The following is a 19,986-nucleotide window of genomic DNA, read 5'->3' on the forward strand; positions in this document are numbered from 1 at the left end:
TCGGGAGGGCCCGAAAATCAATGGCGCCGAAGCACCGTCGTCATATCAGTCGTCCGCATGCTTGGGGATGAGCAAAGAGGCCGCATAGGCGAGCGCCAGCAGCGCCACAGCGCCAATCATGCTGGCCACATAGCCCGTGGTGCCATTGCCAGACGAAGTGAAGGCGTTCATGAAGGCGTACAGCACCGCGTACGACAGGCCCGCACCCAGGTTGAAACCGCCGGAATTGAGCCCGGGCAGGTACCCGGTGTTGTCGGCGGGAGAGAGCACGACGCCCAAACCATTGAGCATGATGTTGACCGTCCCGGCATAGGAGACACCCAGCACCAGGGAGAGGACCACGAGAGCCCACACGCTCGGAGCCTTGCACACGTAAATGCCGAAGAGCAAGCCCAGTACAGTGACCAGCAAGCCCATGCGCAATACCTTGTGATAACCGAACTTGGAGGCCAGCACACCGGCGACCGGGCCGAAAGCCAGGCCGATCAGCGCGTACGGGGTCAGGGTGGCGAAGGAGACGACGCTGGCTGAGATACCGGCGCCGAACTTGGCGTCCTGAGCCAAGGCGGGGACGATGCCGTTCATGATCGCGAAGACGCCGGTCATGGTCAGCAGGGTCGTGAGCAGCAGACCCCAGGTGCGGCGCTGCTTGAGGTAGTGAGTGGTGACCATGGGGGCCTTGGCGCGCTTCTCGATCTGCCAGAACACGACGAAGAAGATCGCGGCGACGACGATCTCGCCGGCCACCATCATCCAGTTGGCTTCAGCCAGCTTCTCAATCTCGTTGATGGCCAGGTAGGTCATCAGGAAGGCGACGCATAGGGAGACCACGCCAGGCCAGTCCATGCGCGGTGTCTCCGCCGCGTGGCTTTCGCTGGCGAAGATGAATACCAGCACAATAGCGATGACGGCGATGACGACCATGAACCAGAAGACGGACCGGAAGCCGAAAGTGCCAGCCAGCCAGCCGCCCAGAATGGCGTCCACGCCGCCGATACCGCCGTTGACAGCGGTCAGAATCGACATGAGCTTGGCGTAACGGGTGTCGTCAGTGACCTCGTGGTGCAGCATGATCAGGGTCATCGGCACGATAGGGCCAGCAACGCCTTGGACCACGCGGCCGACCATCAGCATCGGCACGTTGACTGCCAGAGCCGAGATCACGCAGCCGATGGCGGTGAGCACCAGCATGCCCAACAGCACTTTCTTACGCCCAGCCAAATCGCCCAACCGGGGCAGGAAGAGGGAGAACACGGCGCAAGCGGTGAAGAACACGGTCTGCGTCAGACCAATCTGGGAGCTGGTGGTATTCAGCTCGTTCTGCATGGTCGTCAGCGCTGGGGAGAGCATGGACGCATTGAGCTGGAAGGCGAAGACGGCGGCCATCAGCGCCGTCATCAGGGCGGCTACGGACTTGCCCTTCGGATCTTTCATGGTTCCTGTTACGGTTTGCGACATCACACTCACCCAATCCTCGTAATGGCATCGGTCACTAAATCCCAGAATTTATCGAAGTCCAACTTCGTGGCGACCTGGGTGTGGCATTCCTCCGGGGAAGGTTCAGGACCGCGCAAATCTGCCACGGTCATGCCCAGGGTCAGATCCCCTTGGGTCTCCACATCGACCGGGCAGCGTCGGGTCTGGACCACGCTGGGGTCGATCAGGTAGGCCACCGTGCATGGATCATGCACCGGCGGGTCCTGGAAGTCCTGGTTGTTCTGGTACGCCTTGCGGAAGAAGTTCATCAGTCCACCCACGAAATGCGCCAAGTCAGTGCCCAGGCCCTCGATGCGCTGCTGCACCTCGGGCGTGCACAAGGCTTGGTGGGTCAGGTCGAGACCGACCATGGTGACGGGCCAGGGCTCGTTGAAGACGATGTGCGCCGCTTCCGGATCCACCTTGATGTTAAACTCAGCGACCGCGCTCCAATTGCCGACGTGGTACCCGCCACCCATGAGCACGACTTCCTTGACCCGGTCGACGATGCGCGGTTCCATCCGCACCGCCATGGCGATGTTGGTCAGCGGCCCGGTGGGCACTAGCGTGATGGACTTGGGCTCGGCGGCCATGATGGTGTCAATCAGCCAGTTAACGGCATGCCCCTGGTCCAGCGGGCGGCTGGGCTTAGGTAGTTCCACGCCATCCAAACCGGTTTCGCCATGGACGGAGGCGGCCACCTCCAACGGCCTGACCAACGGGCGGTCGCAGCCAGCATGCACCGGGATGTCGGTGGCATGGGCCTTCTCCAACACCGCCCGGGCGTTATAGGTCACCTTTTCCAGACTCTGATTGCCTCCGACAGTCGTTACACCCAACAGGTCAATGTTGGGATTACCGACGGCCAAGAGGATGGCGACAGCATCGTCATGCCCTGGGTCCGAATCCAGTATTATCTTCCTTGCCATTACAGTCACTTTCTTTCTTCGTGTTCCGAACACTCATCTACCGCCAAAAGTGCGCAGCAAACTGTCCGCGGCTTCCAAATCTACCGTCCGAGGCGTATTACCCGCAAACTTTTCTTGGGCCACCGCTTGCGCGTTCGTCAGTAATTCTTCTCGACTCAGCCCATATGACTCAAACAGGCGCATCCCCAGCATACGGTCCCGGAAGTCCTTAAAGGATCGGCAGGCGATGACCGTCGTCTGCTCCTCCGGTGCGCCCTGGGGGTATGCAGCGCCTAGAATCTGACCAATTTCCCGCACTTTGTTCGCTCTGACTGGACCCACGAACTCCATTACGGAGGGCAGGGCGTAGGCCACCGCATCGCCGTGCACGATGTGGTACTGGGAACCCAACACGTGAGCGATTGAATGACCGACGATGGTGCCGGTGTTGTTCAACATCCAGCCGGCCAGATTCGCCGCCACCATGACCCGCTCCCGCGCCTCTCTGTCAGAGCCGTCCCGTACGGCCCGAGGAAGGTAATTGTAAAGGAGGAACATGACCTTCTCGCATACGGCATCGGTGACTGGGCTGGAGAGCCGGGACAGATAGCCCTCAGCCGCGTGACCGAACGCATCCAAACCGCAGGCGATCGTCATATCCGCAGGAAGGGTCAGCGTTAGGTCAGGGTCCAGAATCGCGTACTCGCTGACCGCAGGATCAGCCAAGACCGTCATCTTGCGACTGCTGGCCTCATCCGTCACGACCAGCGCGTTCGACATCTCGCTGCCGGTACCCGCCGTAGTTGGTATGGAGATCATACCCGCGCACGGCTTGATGGGTTTGGCTGGGTCCGTGTACTCCAAAATGGCTCCACCGTTGACCCGGATGATGTTGATTTCGTTCCTCTATCGGCTCTGAGAAACATCCTTCAGTGCCTATATTCATAATTCAAACTTTCGCTGATGAACCACATATCGGCCTTACGACGCTGTTCCTCATCTATACGCTGAGTATCCATCACAAATCTCTACCCACTTCCAGCACGACCCGTCAACACCGAAAACCACTGACTTCCTTAAATAATGGCTGGGACGTTTTCGCTAAGCACCTCGAAGTAATCTTGCCCTACACCGTATTCCAATCACTATTGACGTAAAGACCCGCGATGCAAGACACCCGATATCGACAAACTTCACTAGCTGACAGAGAGCGAGATTATGGGCGATGGCTCGCTACACCCACCCTTCGGATTCGGCCCCTTCCTCATCCCACAGGCTAAAGCAGCCAGCGTACCGAGAGTAGGGCCTTCCATCCGCGAAGTGCGGCTAAATGCGGAGCAAACAACATGCAAGAAAATTGGCAGATACTATGGGCCTACGCCTTTACCTGCACGATTTGTTTGGACACGCTTTAGACGCTAACACCGGCATCCAGAAAAAGAGAAACAGCGGCAAGCACCAGGTCAAGCGCACCAACTGCAACAGCAGTCTGTATATGCGCTTCATCATCTTCGAACAAAACCCGAGGGTAAACAAAGCCAACAGGCTCATGGTCTATGCCTATTTAGTGTCTGCAGCGCCCTTGATCGTCAGCAAACAGCGATCTTTCCCCGTCATATCGGAGTCAGTTCTGACTTGAGTAAAGCCAGCAGCGCTGGCAACTCCCCGCAGAACCGCTGATTGCGAAGGATCGTGTTCCATGACCAGACAGCCGGCTGGACGAAGCAAGTCAGCGGCTCGAGCGATGATACGCCCAGGGATGGCCGTACCATCCGGGGAGGCGCCGTAGAGAGCCTGGGGTGGGTCGTAACGGGTGACTTCGGGCTGGGCGGGGATTTCTCGCTCGGGAATGTACGGTGGGTTGGAAATGACTAGGTCTACGCGGCCATTTAAATCCGCCAGGGTTTCGGCGGCGGTGGCGTCGGCGAGGACTAGCTGGTAGCTGGAACCATTATTAGCGATGGCTTGCCGGTAACGGTCAGCGTTGCGGCGGGCCCAGGCGGCGGCTTCCTCGGATACCTCCACCGCCCACACTTGGGCTCCGGGCACCTCGGTGGCCACGGCCAGGCCGATCGCACCAGATCCAGCGCACAAGTCAACCACCAGCGGGCGCTCGATACCCTCCCCCGCCAGCCAGTCCAGCCCGGCCTGCACCACGGTCTCGGTCTCTGGCCTCGGGATGAACACCCCCGGTCCGACCGCTAAATCCAGAAAGCGGAACGGGGCGTGCCCCACTATGTATTGCAAGGGCTCGCGCCCTGCCCGGCGGATCACGAAATCGCGGAAGACACCCAAAGCCAGCTTCCCGGCCTGGTCCGGGTCAATGTGCACTATGACCGTGGCCGCATCGGCATCAGCAGCGTCACCAACACCCTGGGCACGAGCAGCGCTCCCCCTGACCCCGGCAGCAGCCAAATCGCTTACGGTCTCCCCCAGGAGCAGGGCCTTGTCCAGATCGTGCAAATCAACTCGGCATGCCTCCGCCAACAGCAGCCGGGCGTCGTTCTCCGGCGTGTCCACACCAGCCCCGGCCAGTTTGCCACTCGCTTCAGCAAGGATCGCTTGCACACCGGCTCGCTCATCGGCACTCAGCATGTCGCTCCCGCTAATCGCCATAGCGGCCCCCTCACTCGCCCGGAGCAGCGGCCCGTCCAAGCCTCACTTGCGCCCAGCCAGACGCGCGGCCTCATCAGCTTGGATGTCGGAGTCGATTACGGCCTGGATGTCACCGTCGAGCACCTGCTCCAGGTTGTAAGCCTTGTATCCCGTGCGGTGGTCCACGATGCGGCTTTCAGGGAAGTTGTAAGTGCGGATGCGCTCGGAACGGTCCAGGGAACGCACCTGTGAATGGCGCATGTCCGCAGCCTCAGCAGCCTCCTGTTCATGCTTCATGGCCAGCAGGCGCGACTTCAGGACCCTCAGGGCGGCGGCGCGATTTTGGATTTGCGACTTCTCGTCCTGCATGCTCACCACAATCCCCGTCGGGATATGCGTCATGCGCACCGCCGAATAGGTGGTGTTGACCGACTGGCCACCGGGGCCGGAGCTCATGAAAATGTCTATTTTCAAATCCTTGGGATCGATTTCAATCTCATCGTCGTCATCGTCCGCCTCCGGGAAGACGATCACACCCGCCGCCGAGGTCTGGATGCGCCCCTGCGATTCGGTCACCGGTATGCGCTGCACCCGGTGGACTCCACCCTCGTACTTGAGCGAAGCCCAGACGCCATCGGCCGGCGCCACGGACCCACGCGAACGAATGGCCAGCTGCGCGTCCTTGACCCCGCCCAGTTCGGTGGCGTTCTGACTCATGATTTCCACGGACCAGCCACGCTTCTCCGCATAGCGGATGTACATGCGCATCAGGTCACCCGCGAACAGCGCCGCTTCCTCTCCGCCAGTGCCGGCTTTGATTTCCATGATCGTGTCCCGCGCGTCATCCGGGTCGCGAGGAATCAGCGCCGAACGTAGGCGGTCCTCAGCCGCCGGCAACCGCTCGCCCAAGCTCTTGGCCTCCGCCATGAAATCAGGGTCATCATCGGCCATGCTCCGTGCGGCCTCGTAATCATCGTTAAGCGTGCGGTATGCCTTATAGGCCTCCACGATGCTCCCCAGCTCAGCGTGCCGACGGCCCAGCTTACGGATCTGCGCGGGGTCAGAGGCTACCTCAGGCTGGCTCATCTCCCGCTCCAGGCGCTCGTACTCCTCAAGAGCCGTCCGCGCTGCGGGGAATTGCTCATCCTCCATGATCTCCAACCTTTCCTCTTACGCATTTCCGCTTCACTAGGCTCTGGGTGCGCCATCCGTTTGGACATAGAAAAACGCCAGCCTCAGCGACCGGGCATGTCAAGCATGACCCGGGGCTCAGGCTGGCGTGAAAACGCTACTTGTTCTTGTTCCTCTTGCCGTAGCGAGCCTCGAAGCGGGCAACGCGCCCACCGGTGTCGAGGATCTTCTGCTTACCGGTGTAGAAGGGATGGCAGTTGGAGCACACATCAACCGTCATGTGATCGCCGGGGGCGGTCGAGCGGGTGACGAACGTATTGCCGCACGAGCACGTCACCTGGACGGGATGGTAATCGGGATGAATACCCTGCTTCATGGTTTCTCCTAGGGTCCGAAGGGATCCGGGTCGCCTGCCCCTATGGCCGACGTGAACCGGAACCAATGGCGAGTATAGCGCAGGCCCGGGAGATTGCCCCAGCGAGGACCGCCTGCCGCCGCGGTTTTCAAGAACGTCTAGAAAGACATCCTCCGCCATGCTCACATCCCTCAACCGCATGGACCCCAGGCCTATTCCCGACTGTTTCACAACACACCGCCCATGGATGACGATTCGGAACGAACCGAGATTCCAACGCTCTGGAGGATTCAACCACTGCCCGGGAGACAGGGCGCGTTGACATTTTTCGAACCGTTACGCTAATATTCATGGACAGGTAGAAATCTCTCGTGCATTGGGGGATGCATGAAAACGGTTAGCCGCAAGGGGTGAAGTGCAATCCACTTCCTTCCTTGCTCTCTGAATAAAGATGTATGCCGCAAATAGAGATGGCGACCGCTGTTGGAGCTTACCTGCAATTCACGCAGCAAGGTCGTGGTTATCTTTATTCGTGAGAGATGACTGTTGCCATAACTAAATGAAGGGGATTCGCAGAGAATCACGACCCGGACTGGTATATCCAGGCAATATAGCGGGGCGTCCGGATGAGAACTCAATGTTTGGGACCATCATCTTGCCCCGCAACTCGACAGAGTCGGGTTCCCGGTCCGAAGGGACGACAGACGCGATCTGATTCTATTCCCCCGGCTGAAGCAGGCGGTTCGCCGTTTGTGGATGCGAGAGTCAGACTGCGGTAAAGGCGGGTTCCGGCGTCAAAGCCGGGGCCCGCTTTTTCATTTTTCCTCGACCAGGTCCGAAAGCAGCACGGGTTCCACGAATCAACCAACCGTAAGGGCACCCAGAGCACACACAGAGGCGTCGACAAGCCAGCAAAGAACCTCTGCAACGCGAGGGGAGGGCGGCAGGGGGGGGGGAACCATACTCCCCCAACGCCCTCCCTTTCCGGTGAGACACGTTGAACTCGCCCCCTTGTTAGGAAACCACTACCCAAGTTGGTCAGCTGCGGTTATAATGCCTTCGATGGCCCTGACCTGCTCGGCTCTGATTTGCGTCGCCGGCTCTTTGATGGCCGTGGAAACAGGCAGACCTTTGATCTTGACCGCTGCCTTGATCGCGCTGATGAAAAGGTCGGCTTGATCGTATACGGCCATAAGCGCGTTAATCCGCCGGGCGCAGGCGAGCGCGGTCGTGTAATCACCACCCTGCCAAGCGGCGTGCATCCGCACGAAGGTCTCAGGCTCAACATTGGTCAAGCCGCACAGGACGCCATTGCCCCCAGCGATCCGGTTAGGCGTGTAATACTCGTCGAAGCCGGATAGGACGCTGAACGAAGGCGAGACCTTGCGGACGGCGGCAATCACCTTACGGGTGTGGCTGATCGTATCGACCGTATCTTTGAGCCCCAGAATATTGCTGTGGTCTGCCGCCAACTGGGCGATCAATTCCGGGCTCAGATCCATGCCAGTCCTGGGAGGGAAGTTGTACAGGAGGACCGGCAGGCTGGTGGCCTGCGCGATCTGAGCGAAGTAAACGCTCGCCGTCTGCTCGCTCGGGCCAAAATAATAAGGGCTGACCGCCACGACCGCATCGGCACCAACTGTTTCAGCGTAATGGGTGAAAGCCAGGACCTCATCCATATCGGTACCGCCGACACCCGAGAAGACCTTCATTCTGCCAGCCACGCGATTCACCGCGAATGCGAGCGCCTCCTGTTTGCTCTCCAGCGAATACGCATAGAACTCGCCGATGCTGCCGAACAGGAGCACCCCGTTCATGCCGGCATCGGCCAGGTGGTCCAGGTGCCGGCCCCATAGCTCGTAGTCGATGCTTCCGTCATCCCCCGTCACCGTAATAGACGGGCAGAACACCCCTTCAAACGCCGCTGTCACCATCTTGCGCTCCTCACTTGAACCGCGGTTATCACCATTATCACATCATGTGCGCGATGCTTCGCTTGCATGCGCGAACCCAACGCCCACTCTCCTGCTCGCGCGCAGTGGTTGGGCGTTGAACCGAAGCCGTCCCTACATGAGCGGCACGCTGAGAATCAGAACAAAAATCATCGCCACAACCGAAAGAACGCAAGTCATAAGCGTCCATGTCTTGAACATCTCCGGCAGCGTGAAACCAAAGTATTCCTTGACCAACCACAGTCCCGCGTCATTCACGAACGAGAAGATGAAGGAGCCTGCACCTATGGCAAGGACCAAGAGGGCTATGCCAACCGGGTTAAGGCCAAGCGAAACAGCAACCGGTTCGAGGATACCCGCGGTCGTTATTGCCGAAACCGTCGAAGAGCCTGTGGCGACGCGGACGAAGGCGGCGATGGCCCAGGCGACAAGCAGAATCGATATGTGCGAGCTCTGCACGAACTGAGTAATCATATCGCCGATGCCGGTGTCAATCAGCAAAGTCTTGAAACCACCACCCGCGCCCAGAATGAAGACGATGCCAGCGATAGGCTTCAACGACTTGGCGGTTTCGTCTTGGATGCGCTTCCAGGGGAATTTAGTGACCTTGAACAGAACTACGGTCGAGAAAATCAGGGAGAAGAGCAGGGCGATCTCAGGATTTCCGAGGAACTGAATCAGCTGCGGCACGAAAGCCTTGGAGGTGCTGAGCTTGGGAGCAATCATCGTGGCAATCGAAGTGATCAGCAGAAGCACGGCAGGCATGATTACGCAGGTCAAAGAAAGGCCGAAACTGGGGCGCTTGGTGCCCTCCGGCGGCTGCTCGATTGCGGACATATCGAAAGTGTCGGGGGCGCCGCGATCCACGATTTTAGTGGCGTACCTAGCGAACAGCGGGCCACAGATTATTACGGTTGGGATCGCAATCAATACACCAATTCCCATCGTGATACCCATGCTACCGTTTGAGAAGGTCTTCAGAGCAGCGGTAGGGCCAGGATGGGGCGGCACTAGGGCCTGCATCGCACACAAGCCGGCCAAAGCGGGCATGGCGATCATCATAATCGGCAGCTTGGAACGCCGACACACCATGATAATAACCGGGACCATAATGATAAGGCCTACGTCGAAGAAGAGCGGCAGACCTACCAGGGAGCCGATAAGTGCCATGGTCCAAGGCAGCATCTTGACCGATGAGTGGTCCACAAGGGTATCGACCAGCACGCCTGTGGCGCCGGTGACCATCAACACTTGCCCAAGCATGGCGCCCAGCCCGACGAGAATGCCAACGCTCTGCGTTGTTGAACCAAAGCCGTCGAGGAAGGCGGTGATGGTGTTCATCATGCCGTAACCCGAGCAAATACCAGTAAAAATGGAGGCGATCATGATCGCGACGAATGGGTGAACCTTGGCCGCTGTCACCAAGGCGATCAGCAAGGCGACGCCCAATACGATACTGATCAACAGGGCAGCGGGGCTAAGGTGAACTTTCGGCACTTCGGAGGCCGCCTGTACGAGCGGCGATGACAGCGCCACAATGAGCGAATGCATATGAAGTCCTTCACACTATCAAAGCGAATGATGGTACTGTGCACCGGCGGCCCATCGCCAAGCGCCGTTACAGCGCATTGAAGGGCGAAGGGCCGCCGGAGAGCGACGATGCGCAGCTTTGCGATTAGCCGCGGTAGAGGTACTTTTGAGCGGTCTCTACAGTCATCTCGGTGCCATTGCCGGGAGCCGTAGGAGCCACATAGTTACCCTCGCTAATTTGGATGGGGTGGACGAAATATTCGTGCTGGTTGTCCACGTATTCGATCATCCGTCCGTCCATGGTGCCCGAGACCGCCACGTAGTCGAACATGGCGAAGTGGCAGACCGCTTCGCACAGGCCCACGCCACCGGCGTGTGGGCAGACGATCTTGTTGAACTTCTTAGCCATCAGATACTCCAGGACAACCTCCTGGGGGCCAGCCACGCGCGTGGCGTCGATCTGCATGACGCCGAAAGCGTTGGCCTGCAAGTATTGTTTGAACATGATTCGGTTCTGCATCTGCTCGCCAGTGGCCACGGGAATCGGGTTAATGGCCCTGGCGATGGTGGCATGTCCGATCACATCGTCGGGGCTGGTGGGCTCCTCCACCCAAGCCAGGTCGAAATCATGGAACTTGTTGATCCATTCGATGGCCTCGGGCACATCCCAGACCTGGTTGGCATCCACAGCCAGGCGCACGTCCGGGCCGATCGCCTCTCGGGCCAAGGCCAGGCGGCGCAGGTCATCGTCCACATTCCGTCCGACCTTAAGCTTGATTTGTTTGAAGCCTTTCTGCTCAGTCTCCTCTTTTGCAATCTGGACCATCTTCTCATCGGCGTAACCTAGCCAACCCGCTGCCGTGGAGTAACCCGGGTAGCCGAACTTAAGCAGGTACTCAATGCGCTCGTCCTTACCCCTTTTACCTTCTTGCAGGATCTCGATGGCCTCCTCCGGGCGCAAGGCATCGGTCAGATAACGGAAGTCCAAGGTGGCAACTAGTTCTTCGGGGTCCATCTGAGCCAGGAGCATCCATAGGGGCTTACCGGCCCGCTTTGCCTTGATATCCCACAGGGCCGAGAGGACAGCGCCGATAGCCATGTGCTCCACACCCTTCTCAGGACCCAGCCACCGCAATTGCGAATCACCGACGAACAGATCCCATGCTAGGCGCATATTGTCCAACAGCTCCTCCACGTTGCGTCCGAGGAGGACGTGCGACATGGAGTCAATAGCCCGGCAGACCACATCGTTGCCGCGACCAATCGTGAAGACGAAACCGGTGCCCTTGATGCCATCATCGGCGTCGGTCTCAACCTCCACATAAGCGGTCGAATAGTCAGGGTCGGGGTTCATAGCGTCAGAACCTGAGAGAGTCTGCGAGGTCGGAAAACGGAAGTCATACGTTTTGACATTTGTGATAGTGCTCATAAAAGGCTCCTTCGTCTTTGATAAGTGGTTACAACGGAGTAATCCCAATAGGAACTCTAAGCGAAGGTTTAGAAATTTGCAAATCAGATTTGGAAGTTTTCTTAATCGCAGGTATCTTCACATGTATACACTTAATGACGCGAACCATGCCGTCTCATAAAACCGAAGGAGCAGGGGATGAAGATCAGTGAACTGGCGGAATTGGCCGGGGTCTCCCCATCCACCGTCTCCAAAGTCATCAACGGGCGCTCTGGAATTGCCGCCGAGACCAGAAGGCGCGTGGAGCAGGTTCTCAACGAGAACAGCTACTACAAGCCGCTCGTTTCAACGAAACTTTCGCGAACCATCGAACTAGTCCTGGAGCATGTTGACGCTGACTGTACCCTCCCCTTGATTGACCACGCCTCATACTGGGCCCAACAAGCAGGATATGCGTTGACCATCACCCAAATTCACTCAGGAGAGGAGGTCGAACATTCTTTCCGTGGCATTATCGACCGTAACCCTTTAGGTGTGGTCATCCACCAAATCACTCAAATCCCCCAGGCGGAGAAAGACCTTCTGGAGTCACGGGGCATCCCGTTCGTAATCCTGGACCCCATCACCCCGATTGACGACCAAGCCATGTGGGTCTCGGTTGACCGCTGGACGGGCGGTTTCCAGATGGCGCAATACCTCATCAGTCTGGGACACAGGCGCATCGGCATCATCAACGGCCCTCAGAATTCTCAGTCGACCATCGCCCGTTACGGTGGCTTCCTTGCCGCCGCGCATTCGGCGCACATCGAACCCGACCCCACCTTGGAGCGCGCCACAGACCTGACACCCCAAGCCAGTTACCAAGCGGCCTGCGAGTTGTTGGACCTGCCTGAGCGCCCGAGCGCCATCTTCGCTTGCAATGACCAGACCGCGCTGAGCGTCTACCGGGCCGCCCACGAACGGGACCTGGCGATACCGACCGACTTGTCTGTTGTAGGGTTCGATGACATTTATCCAGCCGAGTTCATGGCTCCACCCCTGACCACCGTCAACCAGCCTTTCAACGCCGAAGCCCGCAAGGCCATTGAGATGATTATCGATGTGCGCCGCGAACGACCGGTAGAGACCCATGTGGTTTTACCGGTCACAATCGTTAAGCGCGACAGCGCCGCGCAAGCTGCGGCAAAGTAAAGAGTGAGGTCTCAGGGAATTGAACTCTGGCCCGAACAACCATAGAGTACAGCCCGGAGAAAATCTGGCCAGCCATCCACTGGATACACTTAGCGGGCAATCGGTCGGCGGACGCCGAAGCAAGTGTCTACATCTTATTAGCATCTGCGAATCGTAAGACCATCGGGTACCAGACGACCAGGCCCCGTACGACGGTGAATCCTACCGACGAGGTTGGCACGAGGACATGATCGTGCGTGCATTACCCAGGCGGATGATAGAGATTTTTCATCAAGTACTGCTGTTTTTAGAAGAAAGCAGGGCGAAGAATTCTCCCGACACACAAGCAGAAGGGCTCCCCTGATGAAAGGTGAACCTGGAGAATTTCAAAACAGCCCAACCCCAGCTGCTCTGCTCCGGACAAGATCCACGAAATCAACGTTAGCGAGTAGAAGCGCAGCTGCTATATGTTAATACCGTCGTTAATGATTTAGCGAAGGAGCGATCATGGGCATGGATGAGGGGAGTGAAAGCCCTCGTCCTTATAAGCGATGAGAGAGGAACGACCGTGCTTCCACCGGCGGCAGTGGCGCTGCGCACATCACAGCTCCACCGCCCAAACCGCCACATATGGGCACCGAGGCCAAACCGGGAAAGCCCAACGTGAAGGAAGGCAAAGCGAACCAGAAACCCGTACTCACTACGCTACTGCTGCTGGCCATCGGCTGTGGCATGGGGCCCTGCAGCAGCACAATCACAAGAACTCACAACATGCGAAGACCCGCAATCCGCCTGCTCAAAGAGCCAGGCCGACCTACACTAGTCACGCAAGAAATTGAAGGACGCCAAAGACGAGGCGGACAAAGCCATGGAGAAAACCGGACTTATGTGACAAGGCACAGACCGAGAAGAAAAATAGCCGTGCAGACCGCGCAGCAACAGGCCGCTTAACAGCATGCACAAGAGCAGCAGATACAGTCACAAACACGTTCTCAGGGAACGCCTCACCGGGGCTCATTCTGCTCCAGGGCAGGCTCCACCGGAACATCCGACCGTAACGGCGCTACACTGACCTGCAGGACCGCGACGGACGGCCGCCTGCGCTGGATGAACTAACAAGGAGAGAGACAAGCATGAGATTCGGCATGAGGAAACCCGGCGTCAAACGCTCGATCAGCGCACGCACCACCGGCAGGCTCAAACGCCAAATGAAGAAAGCGATCATCCCCGGGTACGGCAAGAAAGGCATGGGCTGGGTCAAAAACCCCAGGAAAGCCGCCTACAACAAGATCTACCACAAGACCAGCTTCAGCCTCTGGGACCTCTTCAAATAAACATCTCTAATCCTGGAACCCCACTTCAACAGGGCCTTTTGTTTTACTGACCTCTGTCTGTTTTCAGATATCTTTGTCTTTGTAAAACGGCCACTAGCAGGAATATTGGCAGGGGTTCACTTATTCTCATGCTCGAATTTCATACAACTCAAAAACTCGGTCAACTGCTAGCCAGGTACGGCGCATATCATTTCATGAGATTCAGTGGACCCGTTATCATTCTTATATCGAAAAGAAAAGGGAAAGACATGCTTAACAAAGAGGCGACGACGGATTACTGGGTCGGCAGACAACTTGAAGAGAACAACATACAGTTCGACCTTCAGGGAAGCCACGTGAAAGAGATCAACGAAGCGTTGAAAAGCGCCTCGAAGCGGGGAACGAAAAAAGTTGGACGACCTGACGTTGTTGCCATTGTTAATGATTTCGTTCTGGTCGTCGAAGACAAGAACACTCTTTCTAAACATCAGAAACTGACTGGAAAAGATATTCTGGATGACAGCGTGAAGGCTATCACCGATTACGCAGTCAATGGAGCATGCTTCTACGCCAAACATATAGCTAAGCACACCTCTTTCAAGAAGGTGTTTGCCGTTGGTGTGTCCGGCGATCCGAAACATCATCAAATCAGCCCATACTGGGTCAATGACAGAGGAGAGTTGAAGAAACTAGATGACATTGAATCCTTCGTATGGTTCTCCCCTGGTAACATCCAGGAATATTACACACGCTACGTGCTGGAAGAACCGACACGCATTGAGAAGACCACCGAGCAGATCCTCAAGGATGCCACCGAACTCCATGAGTACCTTCGCAACTACGGGAGTCTCAAAGACCAAGACAAACCGTTAGTTGTCGCCGGCATTTTGCTAGCTCTCGAAGAAACAGAAAATCATAACTTTAGCATAGAATCTCTTAATGGCGATCAGACCCCAGAGAGCCGCGACGGAGACAAGATAATGAAAGCCATCCGAGCAAGACTGAGGCGATCCAATGTCGGGCCGGACGCGAAACGAGACAAACTGCTTTCGGAGTTCGACATCATCACCACCAGTTTCAGACTCAACGAGGTCAATGACACGTTGGGCATGACCCCGTTGAAGTATTACACGAACTTTCTGAACGACCGGGTATACAAAAACATCAAGTACCAGGATTCTTCAGCAGATTACCTCGGACAGTTCTACGGGAAATTCATGAGCTATTCAGGAGGCGATGGACAGACACTCGGCATCATCCTCACTCCTCAGCACATTTGCGAACTCATGTGCCGGCTCGTGAAAGTGCGACCAGACGACGTGGTCTTCGACCCGACATGCGGGACAGGGGGTTTCCTCATAGCTGCCATGCACATGATGATCTCTCAAGCCGAAACAAACACGGACAAAGACCGGATCAAGACCAGACAACTGCACGGAATTGAACTGCAAAGCAACATGTTCGCTGTTGCCGTCACCAACATGATTCTACGAGGAGACGGTAAAAGCAACATCGAGTGCAGTGATTTCCTGAAAGCCAACCCTGCCCAGCTGCAAACGGAAAAAACCGCGACGGTGGGATTGATGAATCCACCATACTCCCAAGGAAACTCAGGGGACCCCGACCAGTATGAGCTCTCTTTTGTGGAGCACCTGCTGGACTCCCTGACCGAAGGGGGGCGTGCAGCTGTCATCGTTCCTCAGTCAAGCATGACAGGGAAAACAAAGGCCGAGCGGGCATTCAAACACAGCATCCTTTCGAAACACACCCTTGAAGGCGTCATCACTTGCAACCCCGACACGTTCTATGGCGTCGGCGTCAATCCGGTCATAGCTGTATTCACCGCGCACAAACCCCATCCAACGGAAAAAGTGTGCAAGTTCATCGACTTCCGTGATGACGGATTCACGGTCCATGCGCATGTAGGCCTGGTAGCCGATGACGCAGCCAAGGATAGGCAACAACACCTGCTGGACGTGTGGAACGGCGCGACTGAGGCATCATCCCAATTCTGCGTGGAATCAACCGTGAAAGAGGATGACGAATGGCTCCACAGCTTTTACTACTTCAATGACGAAATACCCACAGATGCAGATTTTGAGAAAGCGATCGGCGATTACCTGACGTTCGAATTCTCCATGATCATGCAAAACCGGGAATACCTCTTCGAGGATGGCGACAATCATGCAACGTCTTGAGGAACACACATGGCAAGCCTTTCGCTTGGGCGATATCGCAGACATCCGTTCTGGTCGTGACATTTATGCGGGAGAACGTAGAAGTGGTGACACACCGTACGTAACATCAGGCACAGCAAATAACGGTATTGGGTATTTCGTGGCCAACTACAACGATTCAATTACATCTAATGCCATATCTGTAAATCGTAACGGCTCCATTGGAGAAGCGTTTTATCACCCCTATCCAGCTTTGTACGGTAATGACTGCCGTCGCGTCATATTGAGGGACTACACTGACGCAGGAATCCAACTATTCATTGCGCATGCCATCTCGATGCAGAAACAGGCGTTCAGCTATAGCAGAAAACTTGGCAGTAAACGGCTGACCAATCTCCGTATCATGCTGCCGGTGAATAGTTCGGGCGCACCTGATGATGAGTACATGGAGAAATACGCACAGCAAAAACAAAAAGCAATGCTCCTGAAGTACGGAGCTTATGCGGAGCAACAGATCACAAAAATAGGATCTTACGTCAAGGTTCCGAAACTCAACGAAAAAGAGTGGGCTCCGTTTAAACTTACAAACATTTTTGAAGAAATTAGTCGTGGAAAACGACTGAAAAAAGCAGATCACGTTCCCGGACAATTACCTTACGTCTCATCAACAGCGAGCAATAACGGAATCGATGACTATATCGAAGCCAGCGCCGGAACTCGTGTTTTTAGAAATTGCATCAGTCTTGCAAACAGCGGTAGTGTAGGAACCGCTTTTTACGAGCCATTCAACTATGTTGCAAGTGACCATGTAACAGCGTTAAAAACAGCACAATCATCGAAGTATACATCCTTATTTATGGCTACAGTGATTGCGAAACAAAAATCGAATTTCAATTTTAACCGCGAAATCAACGACATTCGTGTCCACAACATGAGAATCATGTTACCTGTCAACGACTCAGGCGAACCTGATTACGAATACATGGAACAGTACACCAAGAATATGATGCTACGCAAATACGAGCAGTACCTCACATTTTTAGAAGGTAAAACACGAAACTAAAACCACCTCAATAGCCCCGCTTCAGCAAAGCTTCTTGCATCTATTCAATGCTGAGTGCTGAGTCTAGCTTAAGCATGGCCTGCCTGCGCTCGTCCAGGCCGGCGGTCCGGCGCACGTATAAGCGGCCCCGCTTCAGCGGGGCCTTTTGTTTTGCCGTCCTACGTTCGCTTTGTTCCCGCATGGGCTCAGATAAGCATTTTAGTATACATTTAGTATACATTTGCCGTCCCAATCAATGGTTATCGGCAATCATAAAACCTCTGCAACCGTTGTGGTTGCAGAGGTTTTAATGAGTGGGGCCTCAGGGGCTTGAACCCTGGACCGAACGATTATGAGTCGTTTGCTCTAACCGACTGAGCTAAGGCCCCACGCTGGCCTCAGGCCAACAGCATTACTTTAGCAAGAGCACTTGTCAAAGCGAGCGCTAAGCGGCACGGCGGGTCAGCTCGTTGTAAGCGGGCAGGCCCATGTAGTTGAAGGCCGCGTGATCGATTCGGCTGCTGGCCACCGCGCTGACCTTGGCGTACCACAGGGGGATGGCCGGCAGATCGTTCAGGAGCTGGGACTGGGCCTGGCGGTAAGTGTCGAAAGCCTGGGCCCGGTCCGTCTGCCGGGCTGCCTGGGCAATCAGGGCGTCGAATGTAGCGCTCTTGTAATCACCGTAGTTGAGCCCCTTGCCGTCAGCCGCTGAGGAGGCGTACCCCTCGACCAAGTAGCCCTCCGGGTAGGGGTAGTCGGACTGGTGACCGGAGCTGAACGCCGAGTGGATCTGGCGTGCGTTGACCGCGGTCTTGAACTCCTTGCCGGTAGGGAACGTGTTGCTGCGGGCTTGGATGGCCCAAAGTCTGATGGACCGAATTGACCAGGGCGTCCACCCAGTCCTTGTCGCTGCCGTCGGCAGGGTATGCGATTTCGAGTACGCCTGACCACGGCGAGATGGCATCGGCCCGCTTCCAAAGCTCGCGTGCCTTGCCGGCATCGTAGGACAACACCTCCCCGCCGTTCAACCGCTTGGAATAACCGGCAATCGTGGGCGCAGTGAAGTCAGTGGCAGGGGTCACCGATCCTCGAAACACCTTGCTTGCCACCTCGGCTCGGTCGATTGAGCGCGATATGGCCGCCCGTCGCAAGGCCCCCTCAGCCCCCTGGAAGTGAGGCAGGTTGGATGGGATGGTCAGGGATTTGAAGGCAGGTCCGGGCTTGGTGAAGGCCTGGACCCGCGGCTCGCTGCGATAGGTGGCCAACGAGGAGACCGGTACCGCGTCCAGGACGTCCAAGTTGCCGGCCTCCACATCCGCGTAGGCGGCTTCCAGGCTCTGATAGTCGCGGAAGGTGACGCCACCATTGCGAACCTTGCGGGGGCCCCGGTACCCCGGGTCCTTGACCAGGCTGATCGACTGGTTGGGTGTCCAGGACTTGAACCGGTAGGGCCCGTTGCCGATTGGATGGCGGCCGAAAGCGGCGATGTCCTTATAAGCCACCGAAGGCAAGGGCAGGAAGGAGACATCGCCCACCTTATAGGGGAAGGACGAGTCAGGCGCATTGAGCTGGACTCGGAGGGTGGAAGCATCCGGCGCGCTCAGGCCGGACAGGATGGCGTCCTTGGACCCGTGCGGGTTCTGAAGGTCCTCATAACCGGCGATCGTGGAGAATATCGACCCACCGGTCTGCCCGTTGGCCACGTTGGCCGCGAACGACCATGCGCGCGCGTAGGTCATCGCCCCAATCGGCTCTCCGTTGGAGAAGCGCAGGCCTGGTTTGAGCTTAATCGTGTAAGCGGAAGCGTCCTGGTTCGGGGTGATCGAGTCGGCGTTCGCGTAAATCAGGCGCCCGTCGTCGCCGAACGTGACCAAACCATCGAACAGGAGGGTGGCCAACTTCCAACCAGCCGTGTCGGTCACCTTGCTTGGGGTCAGATCGGAAGAGGGCTCCACGTTGTTGACCGTGATGATCGCGTTGGAATCAACCTGACCGGCGGACTGACCCGGGCGCGTCGACGAGGACGGGGACCCGCAGGCCGTCAGGGCCAGGGTCAGAAGGGTCACCGAACTTACAGCACTGACTATTGCAGCACGCATAGCGAAGCCGATCCTTTCCATAGTTTCGTTATCAATACGACCGTTAATTGGCAGGGGACACCGTTCATCGGGCCTGGCACCTCCGCCCGGAGGCGAACCGGTCCAAAGCGCCTGTCTTCGCAATGGCCTTGTAAAGCATCCAGCTGACGAAACCGGCGAACACGATTCCGCTGATAGCCTCGCAGACAGTGCCGATCAGCCCCCGCGGGCTCAGGAAAGCGACGCCCTGATAGAAGAACGCCAGCAGGAAGGCGTTGTAGACCAGGGCCACCAGCAGCCCTGCGGCGATTGTGAGCGACAGGGTCCAGCGACGGTAGCGGAAGATGGCGTAGACCACTTCAGCGCACAGGCCTTGTATGACGGCTTCGAGGATGATCATGCCCAACCCGTAGGCGTTGCCGAAGAGAATCTCGACCAGGGCGCCGACCACATTCGCGTAGACGGCGGCCCCGGGCTTGCGGATGATCAGCAGGTTCATGGTCACCGGGAAGTAGAAGAGGCCATGCAGAAGGGAGGCCGCGCCCGGAAGGAGGGCTGTCATCAGGGGGAAGACCCAGGCGGACAGGGCCGACGCCGCCCAGTATATCAAACCGGAGACCACGCCCAGGGCCGCGCCCACCGCTATGTCGACCGGCCTCCAGCGCAGGGAGTGAGATTTAACGGGGATGGGCGCGCCCACATTCGTATTGTTGTTCGCTGTCATGACGCTCCTTGCGATCCACCCGCGCCCCTGCGCGGCCCGTGCGCACAGTGCCGGCTTTGCGGGACTGCCCCGCGAGCACCCCCTTGACCTGCGCACGTCGGACGGAGCCGCTCTTGAGCCACTCTAG

General features: G+C 57.1%; 14 protein-coding genes, 1 tRNA gene and 1 pseudogene. 4 read left to right on the forward strand and 12 right to left on the reverse strand.

The features are described from left to right. Window positions 1-45: 45 nt before the first annotated feature. The 9 genes from uriT to AB656_RS04220 all read right to left on the reverse strand — a co-directional run bounded on the left by uriT (window position 46) and on the right by AB656_RS04220 (window position 11,376). A complete protein-coding gene (gene uriT, locus AB656_RS04180) occupies window positions 46-1,434 on the reverse strand; it encodes a uridine transporter UriT (RefSeq protein WP_414630293.1) in 1,389 nt (462 codons plus the stop codon). Between the two features lie 29 nt (window positions 1,435-1,463). Further along, entirely contained in the window at window positions 1,464-2,405 is a 942-nt protein-coding gene (gene uriH / locus AB656_RS04185) for a uridine-preferring nucleoside hydrolase UriH (protein ID WP_033503536.1), read from the reverse strand. A gap of 33 nt (window positions 2,406-2,438) precedes the next feature. Further along, a complete protein-coding gene (locus tag AB656_RS04190; protein ID WP_269078540.1) occupies window positions 2,439-3,248 on the reverse strand; it encodes an iron-containing alcohol dehydrogenase in 810 nt (269 codons plus the stop codon). Between the two features lie 696 nt (window positions 3,249-3,944). Beyond that, window positions 3,945-5,000 (reverse strand): peptide chain release factor N(5)-glutamine methyltransferase, encoded by a 1,056-nt coding sequence (prmC, locus tag AB656_RS04195; RefSeq protein WP_414630294.1) that lies wholly within the window; start codon window positions 4,998-5,000, stop codon window positions 3,945-3,947. A 42-nt stretch (window positions 5,001-5,042) separates the two neighbouring features. Beyond that, window positions 5,043-6,131, reverse strand: a complete 1,089-nt coding sequence (gene prfA, locus AB656_RS04200) for a peptide chain release factor 1 (protein ID WP_033503648.1) — start codon at window positions 6,129-6,131, stop codon at window positions 5,043-5,045. Window positions 6,132-6,267: 136 nt separating this feature from the next. Then, the gene (gene rpmE, locus AB656_RS04205) at window positions 6,268-6,486 is read right to left on the reverse strand and encodes a 50S ribosomal protein L31 (RefSeq protein WP_033503537.1); all 219 of its coding nucleotides are present in this window, start codon (window positions 6,484-6,486) and stop codon (window positions 6,268-6,270) included. Between the two features lie 1,004 nt (window positions 6,487-7,490). Beyond that, window positions 7,491-8,399 (reverse strand): dihydrodipicolinate synthase family protein, encoded by a 909-nt coding sequence (locus AB656_RS04210; protein ID WP_033503538.1) that lies wholly within the window; start codon window positions 8,397-8,399, stop codon window positions 7,491-7,493. A 132-nt stretch (window positions 8,400-8,531) separates the two neighbouring features. Then, on the reverse strand, window positions 8,532-9,968 hold the full coding sequence (locus AB656_RS04215; RefSeq protein ID WP_051905339.1) for a GntP family permease: 1,437 nt from the start codon (window positions 9,966-9,968) through the stop codon (window positions 8,532-8,534). A 124-nt stretch (window positions 9,969-10,092) separates the two neighbouring features. Further along, complete coding sequence (locus tag AB656_RS04220; RefSeq protein ID WP_033503539.1) at window positions 10,093-11,376, reverse strand: enolase C-terminal domain-like protein; 1,284 nt, start codon at window positions 11,374-11,376, stop codon at window positions 10,093-10,095. 177 nt (window positions 11,377-11,553) lie between these two features. Between AB656_RS04220 and AB656_RS04225 the strand changes: the two genes are divergently transcribed. The 4 genes from AB656_RS04225 to AB656_RS07620 all read left to right on the forward strand — a co-directional run bounded on the left by AB656_RS04225 (window position 11,554) and on the right by AB656_RS07620 (window position 17,078). Further along, entirely contained in the window at window positions 11,554-12,546 is a 993-nt protein-coding gene (locus AB656_RS04225; protein ID WP_051905340.1) for a LacI family DNA-binding transcriptional regulator, read from the forward strand. Window positions 12,547-13,658: 1,112 nt separating this feature from the next. After that, a complete protein-coding gene (locus tag AB656_RS04230; RefSeq protein WP_033503542.1) occupies window positions 13,659-13,859 on the forward strand; it encodes a hypothetical protein in 201 nt (66 codons plus the stop codon). 248 nt (window positions 13,860-14,107) lie between these two features. Next, complete coding sequence (locus AB656_RS04235; RefSeq protein WP_033503543.1) at window positions 14,108-16,036, forward strand: HsdM family class I SAM-dependent methyltransferase; 1,929 nt, start codon at window positions 14,108-14,110, stop codon at window positions 16,034-16,036. Further along, entirely contained in the window at window positions 16,023-17,078 is a 1,056-nt protein-coding gene (locus AB656_RS07620) for a restriction endonuclease subunit S (RefSeq protein WP_158336158.1), read from the forward strand. The genes AB656_RS04235 and AB656_RS07620 overlap by 14 nt, the downstream gene beginning before the upstream one ends. 294 nt (window positions 17,079-17,372) lie before the next feature. On the opposite strand, the gene AB656_RS04245 is transcribed toward AB656_RS07620, so the two are convergent. The 3 genes and pseudogenes from AB656_RS04245 to AB656_RS04255 form a co-directional block, all read right to left on the reverse strand. Then, window positions 17,373-17,446: transfer RNA gene (locus AB656_RS04245), tRNA-Ile, on the reverse strand. A gap of 56 nt (window positions 17,447-17,502) precedes the next feature. Continuing rightward, window positions 17,503-19,177: pseudogene (locus AB656_RS04250) on the reverse strand (peptide ABC transporter substrate-binding protein). Window positions 19,178-19,220: 43 nt separating this feature from the next. Further along, window positions 19,221-19,859, reverse strand: coding sequence for an ECF transporter S component (locus AB656_RS04255; protein WP_033503545.1), 639 nt, complete (start codon window positions 19,857-19,859; stop codon window positions 19,221-19,223). Between the last annotated feature and the right edge of the window lie 127 nt (window positions 19,860-19,986).

Source organism: Bifidobacterium actinocoloniiforme DSM 22766, assembly GCF_001263395.1.
GTDB lineage: Bacteria > Actinomycetota > Actinomycetes > Actinomycetales > Bifidobacteriaceae > Bombiscardovia > Bombiscardovia actinocoloniiformis.

Excerpts from the sequence above, each read along its gene's own strand:
- uriT (WP_414630293.1), bottom strand. The coding sequence starts at position 1,434 with ATGAAAGATCCGAAGGGCAAGTCCGTAGCCGCCCTGATGACGGCGCTG.
- uriH (WP_033503536.1), bottom strand. The coding sequence starts at position 2,405 with ATGGCAAGGAAGATAATACTGGATTCGGACCCAGGGCATGACGATGCT.
- prmC (WP_414630294.1), bottom strand. The coding sequence starts at position 5,000 with ATGGCGATTAGCGGGAGCGACATGCTGAGTGCCGATGAGCGAGCCGGT.
- prfA (WP_033503648.1), bottom strand. The coding sequence starts at position 6,131 with ATGGAGGATGAGCAATTCCCCGCAGCGCGGACGGCTCTTGAGGAGTAC.
- rpmE (WP_033503537.1), bottom strand. The coding sequence starts at position 6,486 with ATGAAGCAGGGTATTCATCCCGATTACCATCCCGTCCAGGTGACGTGC.
- AB656_RS04210 (WP_033503538.1), bottom strand. The coding sequence starts at position 8,399 with ATGGTGACAGCGGCGTTTGAAGGGGTGTTCTGCCCGTCTATTACGGTG.
- AB656_RS04215 (WP_051905339.1), bottom strand. The coding sequence starts at position 9,968 with ATGCATTCGCTCATTGTGGCGCTGTCATCGCCGCTCGTACAGGCGGCC.
- AB656_RS04220 (WP_033503539.1), bottom strand. The coding sequence starts at position 11,376 with ATGAGCACTATCACAAATGTCAAAACGTATGACTTCCGTTTTCCGACC.
- AB656_RS04225 (WP_051905340.1), top strand. The coding sequence starts at position 11,554 with ATGAAGATCAGTGAACTGGCGGAATTGGCCGGGGTCTCCCCATCCACC.
- AB656_RS04230 (WP_033503542.1), top strand. The coding sequence starts at position 13,659 with ATGAGATTCGGCATGAGGAAACCCGGCGTCAAACGCTCGATCAGCGCA.
- AB656_RS04235 (WP_033503543.1), top strand. The coding sequence starts at position 14,108 with ATGCTTAACAAAGAGGCGACGACGGATTACTGGGTCGGCAGACAACTT.
- AB656_RS07620 (WP_158336158.1), top strand. The coding sequence starts at position 16,023 with ATGCAACGTCTTGAGGAACACACATGGCAAGCCTTTCGCTTGGGCGAT.
- AB656_RS04255 (WP_033503545.1), bottom strand. The coding sequence starts at position 19,859 with ATGACAGCGAACAACAATACGAATGTGGGCGCGCCCATCCCCGTTAAA.